Origin of the sequence: Dorea sp. 210702-DFI.3.125, from assembly GCF_020560945.1 — a bacterium.
Taxonomy (GTDB): Bacteria; Bacillota; Clostridia; order Lachnospirales; family Lachnospiraceae; genus Dorea; species Dorea formicigenerans.
In genome coordinates this window covers 49293-64046 of the sequence record NZ_JAJCNF010000011.1, presented here as the reverse complement: position 1 = coordinate 64046, position 14754 = coordinate 49293, and the positions used below count along the sequence as shown (strand labels likewise).

General features: G+C 40.0%; 13 protein-coding genes. 12 read left to right on the top strand and 1 reads right to left on the bottom strand.

All coding sequences use genetic code 11. The annotated features are described in order from the left end of the window. Positions 1-3: 3 nt before the first annotated feature. The 12 genes from LI164_RS07230 to thiI all read left to right on the top strand — a co-directional run bounded on the left by LI164_RS07230 (position 4) and on the right by thiI (position 14373). The gene (locus tag LI164_RS07230) at positions 4-1218 is read left to right on the top strand and encodes a glycosyltransferase family 4 protein (protein WP_227086933.1); all 1215 of its coding nucleotides are present in this window, start codon (positions 4-6) and stop codon (positions 1216-1218) included. A 2-nt stretch (positions 1219-1220) separates the two neighbouring features. Then, on the top strand, positions 1221-2099 hold the full coding sequence (locus tag LI164_RS07225) for a glycosyltransferase family 2 protein (RefSeq protein WP_117613669.1): 879 nt from the start codon (positions 1221-1223) through the stop codon (positions 2097-2099). Positions 2100-2203: 104 nt separating this feature from the next. Continuing rightward, positions 2204-3607: an undecaprenyl-phosphate glucose phosphotransferase gene (locus LI164_RS07220; RefSeq protein WP_005337854.1), complete on the top strand. Its 1404-nt coding sequence runs from the start codon at positions 2204-2206 to the stop codon at positions 3605-3607. Positions 3608-3645: 38 nt separating this feature from the next. Further along, positions 3646-4794 (top strand): LCP family protein, encoded by a 1149-nt coding sequence (locus LI164_RS07215; protein ID WP_227086932.1) that lies wholly within the window; start codon positions 3646-3648, stop codon positions 4792-4794. Positions 4795-4807: 13 nt separating this feature from the next. Continuing rightward, the gene (locus LI164_RS07210; RefSeq protein ID WP_227086931.1) at positions 4808-5725 is read left to right on the top strand and encodes a glycosyltransferase family 2 protein; all 918 of its coding nucleotides are present in this window, start codon (positions 4808-4810) and stop codon (positions 5723-5725) included. 81 nt (positions 5726-5806) lie between these two features. Next, positions 5807-7231, top strand: coding sequence for an LCP family protein (locus tag LI164_RS07205; RefSeq protein ID WP_227086930.1), 1425 nt, complete (start codon positions 5807-5809; stop codon positions 7229-7231). A 51-nt stretch (positions 7232-7282) separates the two neighbouring features. Then, positions 7283-8896 (top strand): hypothetical protein, encoded by a 1614-nt coding sequence (locus LI164_RS07200; protein ID WP_227086929.1) that lies wholly within the window; start codon positions 7283-7285, stop codon positions 8894-8896. 151 nt (positions 8897-9047) lie between these two features. Then, positions 9048-10145, top strand: coding sequence for a UDP-galactopyranose mutase (gene glf, locus LI164_RS07195; protein ID WP_118145177.1), 1098 nt, complete (start codon positions 9048-9050; stop codon positions 10143-10145). 68 nt (positions 10146-10213) lie between these two features. Beyond that, complete coding sequence (prmA, locus tag LI164_RS07190) at positions 10214-11170, top strand: 50S ribosomal protein L11 methyltransferase (protein ID WP_005331694.1); 957 nt, start codon at positions 10214-10216, stop codon at positions 11168-11170. Between the two features lie 15 nt (positions 11171-11185). After that, the gene (locus tag LI164_RS07185; RefSeq protein ID WP_227086928.1) at positions 11186-11932 is read left to right on the top strand and encodes a 16S rRNA (uracil(1498)-N(3))-methyltransferase; all 747 of its coding nucleotides are present in this window, start codon (positions 11186-11188) and stop codon (positions 11930-11932) included. An 80-nt stretch (positions 11933-12012) separates the two neighbouring features. Next, positions 12013-13170: a cysteine desulfurase family protein gene (locus LI164_RS07180; protein ID WP_117605869.1), complete on the top strand. Its 1158-nt coding sequence runs from the start codon at positions 12013-12015 to the stop codon at positions 13168-13170. 21 nt (positions 13171-13191) lie between these two features. After that, positions 13192-14373, top strand: a complete 1182-nt coding sequence (gene thiI, locus LI164_RS07175; RefSeq protein ID WP_005331688.1) for a tRNA uracil 4-sulfurtransferase ThiI — start codon at positions 13192-13194, stop codon at positions 14371-14373. A 95-nt stretch (positions 14374-14468) separates the two neighbouring features. Here thiI and LI164_RS07170 read toward each other — a convergent pair whose 3' ends face one another. Next, positions 14469-14717: an HPr family phosphocarrier protein gene (locus LI164_RS07170; RefSeq protein ID WP_005331686.1), complete on the bottom strand. Its 249-nt coding sequence runs from the start codon at positions 14715-14717 to the stop codon at positions 14469-14471. Between the last annotated feature and the right edge of the window lie 37 nt (positions 14718-14754).

Genomic DNA, 14754 nt, shown 5'->3' with positions numbered 1-14754 from the left:
AAAATGACAATACGAAATGTGATAGTGGTTTGCGATTATGCTTATATAGAAGGAGGCGCAGCCAGAGTGGCTGTTCAGACTGCAGTTGAGCTGTCGAAGCGAAGTAACCTGAAGGTTTATTTTTTTGCAGGTTGTGGTGAACCATGCCAGGAGTTAGTTCAAAGTTCTGTACAGGTGATTTCGCTGGGAATGTATGATCTGCTCGGAAATCCAAGCAAATTAGATGCTATGAAAAAAGGAATTTATAATCGGAAAGCTGGAAAATTGCTGGAAGATTTATTAAATACTTTGAAAGAAAATGAAACAATTATCCATGTGCATACATGGACAAAAGTGTTATCCAGTGCAATCTTTGCTATTGCGGATAAAAAAAATATACCAGTATTTTTGACTGTGCATGATTATTTTCTTACATGTCCCAATGGAGGCTGCTACGATTATGTAAAAAATGAAATCTGTGAGAGGAAGCCAATGTCTTTTAATTGTGTTGTTTGCAATTGTGATTCCAGGCATTATTATTATAAAGTCTGGAGATGCATGAGGCAGTTCAGACAGAATCGGGTTATGCGAAATTGCAAAAATATTCGGTATATATTTATATCTGAATTTGAAAAAAAGCAATTGGTGAGACGTTTTGGCGAACCTAAGTGGCAGTTTATGCTAAAAAACCCAAGTACATTTTCAGAAAGAAAACGAGTATTGGCAGAAAAGAATGAGATATATCTGTACATTGGGCGAGTATCTGAAGAAAAAGGAGTACCACTTTTCTGTGATGCAGTAGAAAATGCGGGAGTAAAAGCAGTTGTAGTCGGAGATGGCGGATTAAAAAAAGATTTGGAAAAAAAGTATCCAGACATTACGTTTACAGGCTGGCTGGAAAAAGCACAGATAGATCAATGGATTGAAAAAAGCAGATGTCTGATATTTCCGTCAAGATGGTATGAGGGATCACCACTTACGGTACCGGAAGTTCAAGCTTATGGTATTCCATGTATCGTGACAGACTGCAGTGCGGCAGTTGATAATATTGTGACAGAAAAAAATGGTTTGATTGTAAAAGCAGATGGAAAAGAAATGTGCAGCGCAATTGCTAAGATGGCGAATGATGAAATCGTAGCGAAGATGTCATATAATACATTTGAATTGTTCGATGAAAAAAGTTATTCAAATGATGTATACATTAAAAATCTGCTGCAGATTTATGAAAAGGGAGTCTAGAAATGAAAATTTCGGTCATTATTGTAGCTTATAAAAGTGGAGACATTCTTGTGAAATGTTTGGATTCTATTGCAAAATACAATGATATTGAAGATGAGTTGGAAGTGATTGTGGTAGACAATAGTCCAGAAGATGAAAGAATAGAACGAGATTTAGCAAAATCACAATATAAAAATTATCGATATATTCCATCGGACAATCGAGGATTTGGTGCCGGCAATAATCAGGGAGTAGATATATCAACCGGGGAAATCCTTGCATTTTTGAATCCGGATATTATTTTAATTGAACCAATATTTAAAAAAGTCTGGGAGAAATTCCAGAAGGAAAAAGATCTGATGCTCATGGGAGGGAAACTTTTGTTTGAGGATCTAAAACCGGGCTTTTCATTTTACTTTGATTACAAGCCTTCTATAATAAAAAAATGGTCATTAAAATTATGGAATCGGAAAGACCGTTATGATGAAAAGAACATGTATATTGCTGGGGCAGATTTGTTTGTAAGACGAGATGCTTTTTATGAGGCGGGAAAATTTGATGAGAATATTTTTATGTATTATGAGGAGCCGGATTTGATTCGAAGACTTCGAAAGGTGCAAAAAGATTGTAAGATTGTGTATGAACCGGGAATTCGAATGATTCATCTGGAAAAGAAGAGTACGCCGATGTCTATGAATATGATTGGGCACGAAATGGATTCTTGTATTTATTATGGAAAAAAATATGGGCTGGATTATAAGAAGAAGATTCGTTTTGAATACAGATATTATAAATTAAAAAAGATGATTTATAGGGTGTTGAAGAATCAAAAAGCAGAGCGTATGAATGAAATTATTCAATATCTGAATGAAAATTATATAAAAATATTACGTAAATATTAAAGAAATGTTAAGAATTATGCATCTGATTAGGGTTGTAGACAATTTAAAGATATAGTATAATTTGTAGAATAAAGAGCTATATTTCGAAAAGTCAGGTGAAAATTGTGATTAAAGATAATCAAAAGCTATTTAATAGATTACATGTGTTGATAGATGCACTTATTATTATATTTTCTTATGGAGCAGCGTGGTTTATCCGTTTTAAAAGTGGATTATTCGCGCTGTCTTCATGGTATCTTTCTTTGAACCAATATATGAAAGTGCTGGTGTTTGTAGTACCTATCTATTTGATTCTATATTATGCGTTTCAATTGTATACTCCAAAGCGTGGACAGGGAAGAAGAATTGAAGCGTGGCATATCGTACAGGCTAATATTATTGGTCTCTTAGTATTTATTCTAATACTTTATCTCGCAAAAATGACAGATTATTCCAGAAAGATGTTGTTTGTATTTTTCTGTGTAAATGTAGTTGCTGAGATAGGGTTTAGAAATGTGTTACGATGGATTCTCAGAAAGTATAGAAAGCAGGGATATAATCAGAAACATATCTTGTTGGTCGGATATAGCCGTGCAGCAGAAGGATATCTGGATCGCGTGGTAACACATCCAGAATGGGGATATATTGTAAAAGGAATATTGGCAGATAATAAGCCTGAAGGAGAGGAATATCGAGGAATAAAGATTCTTGGCGGAACAGATAAACTGGCAGAAATTCTTCCGCAGAACCAATTGGATGAGATTGTAATTACGCTTGGACTGGCTGAGTATCATAAACTGGGACGGATTGTTAATATGTGCGAAAAGTCTGGTGTGCATACGAAATTTGTTCCGGATTATAATAATATTATTCCGACAAAACCGTACACCGAAGATTTGATGGGAATGCCGGTCATAAATATTCGACGGGTACCTTTGAATAATATGTTAAACGCAGTGGCAAAGCGTTGTGTGGATATTTTTGGAGCATTGGTTGCGATTATATTGTTTTCGCCGGTAATGCTTGTTACTTCAATCATTATTAAAGTAACTTCACCGGGACCACTTATTTTTAAACAGGAAAGAATTGGAAAGCATAATCGTCCGTTTTATATGTATAAGTTCCGTTCTATGGTTGTTCAGGATGAAAAAGATGAAAAGAAAGGCTGGACGACGAAAAATGATCCACGTGTGACACCAATTGGAAGATTTATTCGTAAGACAAGTATTGATGAATTGCCACAGCTTTTTAATATATTAATAGGAGACATGAGTCTTGTCGGACCAAGGCCGGAAAGACCGCAATTTGTTGAAAAATTCAAAGAGGAAATCCCAAGATATATGATTAAGCATCAGGTAAGACCTGGACTTACAGGTTGGGCGCAGGTGAATGGATACAGGGGAGATACATCTATTCAGAAGCGTATAGAATTTGATCTTTATTATATCGAAAACTGGACAATGGGATTTGATTTTAAAATTATTTTCCTGACATTTTTTAAAGGCTTTATTAACAGAAACGCATATTAAACAGGAAATAAGAAGGTTCGAATAAGAGGAGTGTAAGTATGGATAAAAAGAGATTGAATAAAAGACAGCAAAGATTGGAACGTGAACGAAGGCTAAAAAAGAAACGCAGAAAAAGAATCATCATTATTATGGTTGAATTATTAATCCTGGCAGGTCTTGGAGTTGTAGCTTATGGAATGTTCGTTATGGATAAGATGGATACGACTACGTTGAACACAGATGATCTTAATATTTATAAGAGTACAGGAGATTATACGAATATTGCATTATTTGGTCTGGATTCCAGAGAAGGCGAGCTGGATGGCGGGGTACAGAGTGACTGTATGATGATAGCCAGTATTAATAATAAGACCAATGAGGTGAAATTAATTTCACTTTATCGAGATACACTTTTGAAGCAGGAAAATGGGAAATATCAGAAAGCTAATTCTGCATATCATACAGGAGGACCAGCCGAAGCAATTGCGCTTATGAATCGTAATTTAGATCTTGATATTGAAAAATATATCAGCGTCAACTTCAATGCATTGGCAGATATTATAGATGCGTTGGGTGGAATTGATCTTGATTTTACAGAAGATGAAATTAAATACACCAATATGTATTGCGATGAAACTGAAATTGTAGTAGGTCGTGAAACTTCCAGATTAGAAGGAGCAGGAACACATCACGTAGATGGTATTCAGGCAGTAGCGTATTCGAGAATTCGATATACAAGTGGAATGGATTTTGAGAGAACACATCGTCAGAGAATTGTATTAGAAAAAATAGTTGAAAAAGCACAGAGTGCAAACGTGATTACATTGAACAAGTTGATTAATGAAATCGTTCCACAGATTTCTACAAACCTGACAACAGGTAATTTCCTGGCACTTGCATCAAAAGCAACAAATTACAAACTTAGTGAGATGTCTGGATTCCCATTTGAAGTGACAACATGTGACAATGTAAAAGGACACAAAGGGTCTTATGTCGCTCCAGTTGGATTGGCTAAAAATGTAACAGAATTACATCAATTTTTATTTGGAAAAGAAGATTATGATCCTTCTGATGAAGTGAAAGAAGCAAATGATGCAATTATAGAATTGACAGGGGTTGATCCGGAAACTTATAAAGATACTACAGACTTTACTTATAAGAGTGGAGGAGAAGAATCGGACACTTCAGAAAAGCAAAATAGTAAATAAAGGGGAATTTTAAATGCAGGTGGATGTAATTATTCCAACATACAGACCGGGAAGTGAGTTTAGACAATTAATTAGCAAGTTACAAGAGCAGGAATATCCGATTCATAAAATTATCATAATTAATAGTGAAGTAGGAGAATTTCCACAAATGCTTGAATCAGAACCATATCAGATTGAAGTTACTCACATCAGACAAGAAGAGTTTGATCATGGGGGAACAAGAAATATGGGAGCTAGTATTTCACAGGCAGATATTGTTCTCTATATGACGCAGGATGCAATCCCAGCAGATAATCGGTTGACTGAAAGATTTGTGGAAGTGTTTAAAAGTAATCCAGAGATTGGAATTGCATATGGAAGACAATTGCCAAGAGAGGATTGCAACATAATAGAAAGATATACAAGAAGGTTTAATTACCCAGAAAAAAGCAGGATCAAATCAAAAGTTGATTTGCCACAGCTTGGAATTAAAACATTTTTTTGCTCAGATGTATGTGCAGCTTATCGAAGAAACTATCTTTTGAGTGCAGGAGGATTTGAAGATCCAACTATATTTAATGAAGATATGATTTTTGCCGGAAAGAGGATATTAGCTGGAGATAAGGTGGCATATGTGGCAGAAGCGAAAGTGATACATTCACATAATTATACGGGAAACCAACAGTTTCATCGTAATTTTGATCTTGCAGTGTCACAGGCGCAACATCCGGAAGTGTTTGAAGGAGTTCCGTCAGAAGGAGAAGGAATCCGTATGGTAAAAGCGACTGCAAAATACCTGATCCGGAGCGGACAACCTTTAAGAATATGGAATTTGATATATCAGTCAGGATGTAAATATATGGGATATTTCTTAGGAAAGAGATATGAAAAATTACCAAAATGGCTCGTATTAAAATGTACATCAAGTCCAAAATACTGGAAAAAATCTTAAGAAACATAATTTCTGTTGAAATTTGTAAAAAAATAGGATATTATTAATCTGTTTAATTCTGTTCAAAGAAAGGAAGTTTCGATGGCTAAGAAAAGAAGAAGTAATCGTAAGGTACATAGAGGTAGAAGAAAAAAAAGAGGATTTTCTACCTGGTCGTTAGGTAAGAAGATTGGTGTGATTGCTGTTAGCATACTATTAGTACTCGTGATTGGTGGAGGAGCAGCGGCAGCGGCTTATGTGACCAGCAAGGTAGACAAGATGGAAGTCCAGAAGCTAGATGTGAATAAGCTGGAAATTAATAAAGAAGTAGAATATAAGACGGGATACTTAAATGTAGCGTTATTTGGAGTGGATTCCAGAGAGGCTTCTTTGGGAAAAGGTACCAGAAGTGATACAATCATGATCGCAAGCCTGAATCAGGAGACTGGAGAAGTAAAGATTAGTTCCGTATATCGTGATACGATTTTGCAACAGTCAGATGGTACATATAATAAAGCGAATGCAGCATATTCCTTTGGAGGAGTAGAAGAGGCAGTTGCACTGTTGAACAAAAATCTGGATTTGAATATTGAACATTATGTTGCAGTGAATTTTAATGCTATGATTGATGTGATTGATACACTTGGTGGTCTGGATATTGAACTTACAGAAGAAGAAGTTAAGTATACGAACATGTATTGTGATGAGACTGCTGTAGTAACAGGACGTCCATTTGAAGAAGACCTGGTTGGTGCTGGGGTGCATCATCTAGATGGTGTTCAGGCTACTTCTTTCTGTCGTATTCGTTACACGAAAGGCGATGACTTTAAAAGAACTGAGCGTCAGCGCTTTGTGATTGAGAAGATTGTAGAAAAATTACAGGCAGCTAATCTTGCAACAATCAATAAAATTGCAGACGACGTATTTGCAGAGGTAGGTACTAACTTTACATTACCGGAAATTCTTTCTTATGCAAAAGATTTTAAAAAGTATACATTGGGAGAAACTACGGGATTCCCATTTAATAAATCAACTGGAACATTAAGTGGAATTGGAAGTTCCGTACTTCCTACTGATTTAGCAGGAGATGTGCAACAGCTTCATCAATTCTTCTTTGGAGATGATGGCTACACCCCATCAGATGTTGTGCTGAGTATTGATGCAGGTGTTAAAAAGAAAGCAACTGATGTTGGTAAAGGTACAACAAAAGATAATGACAGTTATTACGATGACAGCTCCAACAGTTCTTCTAAGGGCTCATCAGGAAGTAGTTCCAATAAATCTTCAGGAACTTCAAGTGGCGGCTCCGGTAGCGGCAATTCCTCTGGCAGTGGAAGCTCCGGTGGCAGTAAATCAGACAGCGGATCAGGCGGCGGCTCCGGTAGCGGAAGTTCAGGCAGCGGTTCCGGTGGCGGAAGTGAATCTGGCGGAAGCGGTTCTGGCGGCAGCAGTTCCGGTGGAGGAAGTGAATCTGGAGGAAGCAGCTCCGGCGGCGGAGAATCTTCCGGTGGTGAAAGTGCAGAATAATGTATAACCATTCTTAAAATACAGAAACTATAGAAAAAAGAGGTAAAGTACATGAAGTTTTTAAAGAAAGTACTGGCTGCAGTTGCCTGTGTATGTGTGCTGGCTACCAGCGTGACACTGACATCCCATGCAGCTGGCGGCAGAATTTCTTTTGCAGATCCGAGTACGGCTGTGGGAGATATGGTAGACGTAAAATGTGTTTTAAAATCCAGCAGTGGATCTCTTGGAAGTTCATCAGTAACACTTTCTTATGATGCCAGTGCATTGAAGTTTAATTCCGGTGATGGAGTGACCGGTGGTGATGGAACCCTGACATACTCAGGAGATGGCGGTTCTTCAGAAGTGTCATTTACCATGACATTCCAGGCACTGAAAGAAGGTTCCACAGAGATTACGGTAGCATCTCAGGATGTGAAATCCAGTTCTGGTTCAGAGGTTAAGTTGACAGAAGGAAAATCTACAGTGACAATCGCTGCCGGAGATCCTTCTAAGATCGTGGATGATACTCAGGCAGCAGAAGGTGCTGACACAGCAGCTAGTGGTGATGTAACCGTTGAGGTGAACGGTACATCTTATACGCTGAGTGATTTTGTAGAAGCTTCTGTTCCAGCAGGATTTACAAAGACAACAATGAATTATGAGGGCGCTGACCGCCCAATGGCTTATAACGAGACAAATGGTATTTACCTTGCTTATCTGACATCAGCGGATGGTAATTCCAATTTCTTCTTATATGATGATTCAAATGCAACATTTGCACCATATGAAGAGATTGATATTTCCGATACAACAACGATTGTTCTGTTAAGTGATACAAGTGTGAAGCTGCCATCTAATTATGCGCAGACAACGCTGACACTGAACGGACAGGAATTCCCTGTATGGCAGGATAATGACAAAGATGGATTCTATCTGATGTATGCTGTAAACAACAATGGTACAAAGAATTTCTATGAGTATGATTCTCAGGAGAATACGTATCAGAGATGTGATGTAAAGCAGGATACCGGAGCAAGCAATGCTAAGAAAAAGGCAAATGGCTTCTTTGACAAGATGCAGAATGTGATTGACGGACATTTTAAAGTATTTACGATGATCTTTATTGTTATTTTACTTCTTCTCATTATCCGTTTGATTGTGGTTCGTGTGAAGCTTCGTAACCGTGATATTGAGCTGGATGATCTGTATGATGAGTATGGAATTGACTTAGAAGAGGAAGAACCGGAACCGGCTCCGAAGAAGAAAAATAAAAAGAAAGCTCAGCCGGCTCCTAAGAAGGGCAAAAAGAAAAAAGTCGTAGACGAAGATGATTTCGATGACTACGATGATGACGAATTTGACGATGATGACGATTATGATGACGATCGTTATGATAGCAAGCGTTATGATGACGAAGATGATTATGCAGATGATGACTTTGAAGAAGAGGAATTTGATGAAGTCAGAGAAGCACCGCTTCGTACAGTGAAATTCGATGATTTTAATACCATTACGGATATGTCTTTATATGAAGATGAGAACTTCGAATCATTTGTGATGGATGAGGAAGAAGAGGATGATATGGTAGATGATTTAGATGATCTGCTCAGTGAGCGTCCGAAGGAGAGACGCAGCCATTCTGAGAAGGATGACACATTCCAGGTAGATTATATTGATCTGGATTAATAAGAGTGAAATGAGTAACCAGGGAGGAATGCATAATGTAAGATGCATTCCTCTCTTAATAAATGGAACTTAAAAGACATAAATGGAGTTTGAAAGGCATAAATGGAGTTTGAAAGGCATAAATGGAGCTTAAAAGGCAGCAGGAGGGATTATGTACGATTATATTATTGTAGGGTCTGGGCTTTATGGAGCAATCTTTGCCCATGAGGCTATGAAGGCAGGAAAGAGCTGCCTCGTTGTAGAGAGACGTTCGCATATCGGTGGAAACATTTATACAAAAGAGATGGAAGGAATCCAGGTGCATCAGTATGGAGCACATATTTTCCACACAAGTAATAAAGAGGTGTGGGATTACATTGGACAGTTTGCAACATTTAACCGTTATACGAACTGCCCGGTGGCATATTATAAAGGCCAGATGTACAATATGCCGTTTAATATGAATACATTTCATAAGATCTGGGGTGTGATCACACCGGCAGAGGCGAAGGCTAAGATTGAGGAACAGGTGAAGGAATATGGCGTAAAGGAGCCGAAGAACCTGGAAGAGCAGGCAATCAGCCTGGTTGGAAAAGATATTTACGAGATCCTGGTCAAGGGGTACACTGAGAAGCAGTGGGGAAGGCGTGCGACAGAGCTGCCGCCGGAGATCATTAAGAGACTGCCGGTCCGCCTGACTTATGATAACAATTATTTTAATGACCTTTATCAGGGGATTCCGGTGGGAGGCTACACGCAGATCATTGAGAAGATGCTGGAAGGCGCGGAGGTCCGTTTGAATGTGGATTATCTGAAAGAAAAAGAAAATCTTCGCCCACTTGGTAAAAAAGTAGTGTATACTGGACCTGTAGATGCATATTTTGACTATTGTTTTGGTGAATTAGAATATCGTACGGTCCGTTTTGAGACAGAGATTCTGGATACAGACAATTATCAGGGAAATGCGGTGGTCAATTATACAGAGTATGAAGTTCCATATACAAGAATCATTGAGCATAAGCATTTTGAATTTGGAACCCAGGAGAAGACCGTTATTTCCAGAGAGTATCCGGTGACATGGAAGAAAGGGGACGAACCTTATTATCCGGTCAATGATGAGAAGAATACAGCACTTTATGCAAAATACAAAGAGCTGGCAGAGAAGGAAGAGAACGTAATCTTTGGAGGGCGTCTGGGACTTTACCGTTATATGGATATGCATCATGTGGTGGATGCGGCGTTACAGGCTGTAAGAGAAGAAATGAAATAAATGATAACGAGGTTAGAAACCGGGTATCATCAAAGGAAGATAATGAACGTAAAGAAGGAGAAAGTATTATGAAATGGAAGCAGTTTCGTTTAAAAACAACGACACAGGCGGAGGATATTGTGAGCAGTATGCTGGCAGATCTTGGAATTGAAGGTGTACAGATTGAGGACAAGATTCCGCTTACAGAACAGGATAAGGAGCAGATGTTCGTGGATATTCTGCCGGATATTCCAGATGATGACGGGACAGCATATTTGACATTTTATCTGGATGAGGAAGAAGATGTGGCGCCGGTTCTTATGAACGTGAGAAAAGAACTGGAAGATATGCGCGCATTTCTTGATGTTGGGGAGTGCACCATCGAGGAATCTGAGACGGAAGATGTAGACTGGGTCAACAACTGGAAGCAGTACTTCCATCAATTCTATATAGACGACATTCTTGTAATCCCATCCTGGGAAAAAGTAAAGCCGGAGGACAGCGACAAGATGGTCATTCACATTGATCCGGGTACAGCGTTCGGAACAGGTATGCATGAGACGACACAGCTTTGCATCCGGGCGCTGAAAAAATATGTGACATCCGAGACGGAGATTTTAGATGTTGGTTGTGGAAGCGGGATTCTTGGAATGCTGGCGCTTAAGTTCGGGGCAAAGCATTCTCTTGGAACAGATCTTGATCCATGCGCCATTGATGCGACTCACGAGAATATGGAAGTGAATGGGATCCGCAAGGATCAGTATGAGGTCATGATTGGAAACATCATTGACGATAAGGCTGTTCAGGATGCGGTTGGATATGAAAAATATGATATTGTAGCAGCAAATATTCTGGCAGATGTCCTTGTTCCGCTGACGCCGGTCATCATTCATCAGATGAAGCCGGGGGCTGTATATATTACAAGTGGAATTATCGAAGATAAAGAAAATGTTGTAGTAGAAGCTGTGAAGGCTGCCGGACTGGAAGTTCTGGAAGTGAATCACCAGGGCGAGTGGGTGTCTGTTGTAGCAAGAAAGAATGCTTAGAGGAGTAAAGAAAAAATGCAGCATTTTTTTGTAGATGCCTCTCAGGTATCGGAAGAAACAATCCGAATCGAAGGTTCTGATGTGAATCATATGAAAAATGTGCTCCGTATGCGGATTGGTGAGGAAGTGACGGTCAGTGACGGTCAGGGAAAAGAATATCTCTGCCAGGTTCGGGATTTTGAAGAGGAGCAGGTGCAGTTGAAAATCGTAGAGACGAAAGCTTCAGATGCGGAACTTCCATCAAAGATTTATCTGTTTCAGGGTCTTCCGAAGCAGGAGAAGATGGAATTGATCGTGCAGAAATGTGTGGAGCTTGGGATCTATGCGGTAGTCCCGGTCTCCATGAAGCGGTGTGTGGTGAAGCTGGATGCGAAAAAAGGGGCGAAGAAAGTGGAGCGTTGGAATACAATTGCAGCCAGCGCAGCCAAACAGTCCGGGCGGGGGATCGTGCCGGAAGTGACGTCTGTGAAGACTTATAAGGAAGCCCTTGAGATGGCAAAAGATTTGGATGTTGTATTGGTGCCTTATGAGTGTGCAGAAGGTATGGACCACACAAAGAAACTGATACAGTCCATAAAGCCGGGACAGTCTGTTGGAATATTTATCGGACCGGAAGGCGGATTTGATCCGGATGAGATTGCGCTTGCATGTGAGACGGGCGGCCAGGTCATAACTCTCGGAAAGCGTATTTTACGGACAGAGACAGCGGGACTTGCGCTATTGTCTGTGCTGATGTTTCAACTGGAGCAAGTTACATATTAAATTGCAGGGACATATATTGATGATAAGAAGAGACAGTGATCAACTGTTATTGGAAAAAAGAAAACAGGAAGTGAGATAGAATGAAGGAAGTATATCTGGACAATTCTGCTACGACGAGAGCATACCCGGAAGTGGGAGATCTGGTCCGTAAGGTATTGTGTGAAGATTATGGAAATCCATCTTCCATGCACCGTAAGGGCGTGGAGGCTGAAAAATATATAAAAGAAGCGAAAGAGACATTTGCAAAGCTTTTAAAGGTGCAGGAGAAAGAAATTTTTTTCACCTCCGGAGGTACGGAAAGTGATAATCTGGCATTGATCGGGGCAGCAAAAGCGAATCGAAGAGCAGGGAATCATCTGATCGCATCCGGAATTGAGCATCCGGCGATCATTAATACGATGCGTTATCTGGAAGAGGAAGGATTTCGTGTTACATTTCTTCCGGTGGACCGCTTTGGAAGAATCAGTCTGGATGCACTGAAGGATGCACTCTGTGAAGACACGATCCTTGTATCTGTGATGTATGTGAATAATGAGGTGGGATCCGTACAGCCGATCCAGGAGGCTGCCAGCATGGTAAAAGCGTATAACAAGAACATTTTGTTCCATGTGGATGCTGTGCAGGGATTTGGAAAGTATCACATTTACCCGAAGCGCCTGAAGGTGGATATGTGTTCCATCAGTGGACATAAGATTCATGGACCAAAAGGAATTGGAGTGCTTTATATTGATGAACATGTGAAGATAAAACCAATCGTATTTGGCGGTGAACAACAGAAAAATGTCCGTTCCGGTACGGAAAATGTACCTGGAATTGCAGGGATTGGTCTTGCTGCGAAGATGATTTATGAAAATCTGGATGAAAAAGTTGCAGCGATGCGTGCGATGAAGGAGCATTTTATTGAAGGCGTGAAGCAGATCCCGGATACGACCATCCATGGTCTTTATGATGAGACCAGTGCGCCACACATTATTAGTGTTGGATTTGCGGGAATCCGAAGCGAGGTTCTTCTGCATGCGCTGGAAGATAAAGGCATCTATGTATCCAGTGGTTCTGCATGTGCTTCCAACCATCCGCAGATCAGTGGCGTGTTAAAAGGAATCGGAGCCGGTCAGCAGTTTTTGGATGCAACGCTTAGATTCAGTCTTTCTGAGTTTAATACGATGGAAGAGATTGACTATACATTAGATACTCTGTATAATATAGTACCGATGCTTAGAAAATATACCAGACATTAGAGATAAATGAGGAGAAGATCGATGAGATTTCATACATTTTTATTGAAATACGGGGAGATTGGTATCAAAGGAAAGAACCGTTATCTTTTTGAAGATGCTCTTGTAAGACAGGTGCGTTATGCGTTAAAGGATGTAGACGGGAACTTTGATGTCCACAAATCCCAGGCAAGAATCTATGTGGACTGTGAGGGTGATTATGATTACGAGGATACGGTGGAACATTTGAAAAGAGTGTTCGGACTGGTCGGAATCTGCCCGGTTGTCCGTATGGAGGATAAAGGTTTCGAGGAATTGAAAAAAGACGTGGTAGCTTATATGGCAGAGATGTATCCGGACCGCAACTTTACATTTAAGGTAGAGTCACGCCGTGCCAGAAAGTCATATCCGAAGAACTCTATGGAAATAAGCCGTGACCTTGGAGAGGCAATTCTCTATGCGTTCCCGGAGATCAAGGTAGACGTACATCACCCGGATGTGCTGGTAAATGTAGAAGTGAGAAATGAAATCTATGTTTATTCTGAGATTATTCCAGGAGCAGGCGGAATGCCGGTGGGAACTAATGGAAACGCTATGCTTCTGTTATCCGGCGGAATTGACAGTCCGGTCGCAGGTTATATGGTATCCAAACGAGGAGTTGGTCTTGAGGCAACTTATTTCCATGCGCCGCCGTACACAAGTGAGCGTGCAAAGCAAAAAGTTGTTGATCTTGCGAAGATTGTGGCAAGATATTCTGGACCAATCAAATTACATGTTGTGAACTTTACAGATATTCAGTTGTATATTTATGACAAATGCCCGCATGACGAGCTGACTATTATTATGCGCCGCTATATGATGCGTATTGCGGAAGAATTCGCAAGACGTGATGGCTGCCTTGGACTGGTGACGGGAGAGAGTATCGGACAGGTGGCAAGTCAGACTATGCAGAGCCTGGCTGCAACGAATGATGTATGTACAATGCCGGTATATCGTCCGCTGATTGGATTTGATAAGCAGGACATTGTAGATGTGGCAGAGAAGATCGATACTTACGAGACCTCCATTCTTCCATTTGAGGATTGCTGTACCATTTTCGTGGCAAAGCATCCGGTCACAAAGCCGAATATCGAGGTTATCCGCCGTTCTGAGGAGAATCTGGCAGAGAAGATCGATGAACTTATGCAGACAGCGTTAGATACAGCAGAGATCATTGAAGTGAAATAGAAAAAGTGAAATAAAAAGGGGCAGCCCTTCGAAAGGAAGAACTGCCCTGTTATCTTTGCTGCTTTGCTTTTGATATATGCTTTTTGGCCTGAATCCTACTTAGGATCTTCGCTTACGATATAAGGCTTGATTGCTTCAAGAATAGGACCCATCTCAGAATCTGTTGCGTGGATATTCAGAGTTGTTGGCTCATTCAGATCCAGACTGAAGATTCCCATAACAGACTTAGCGTCTACGATATATCTTCCGGAAACAAGATCAAAGTCGTTGTCGAATTGTTCAAGCTCGTGAGAAAAAGAGTTCACCTTTTGGATTGAATTTAAATAAACCTGTACAGTTTTCATTGTACGTTACCTCCTTATTTATCATACTTCTATCATC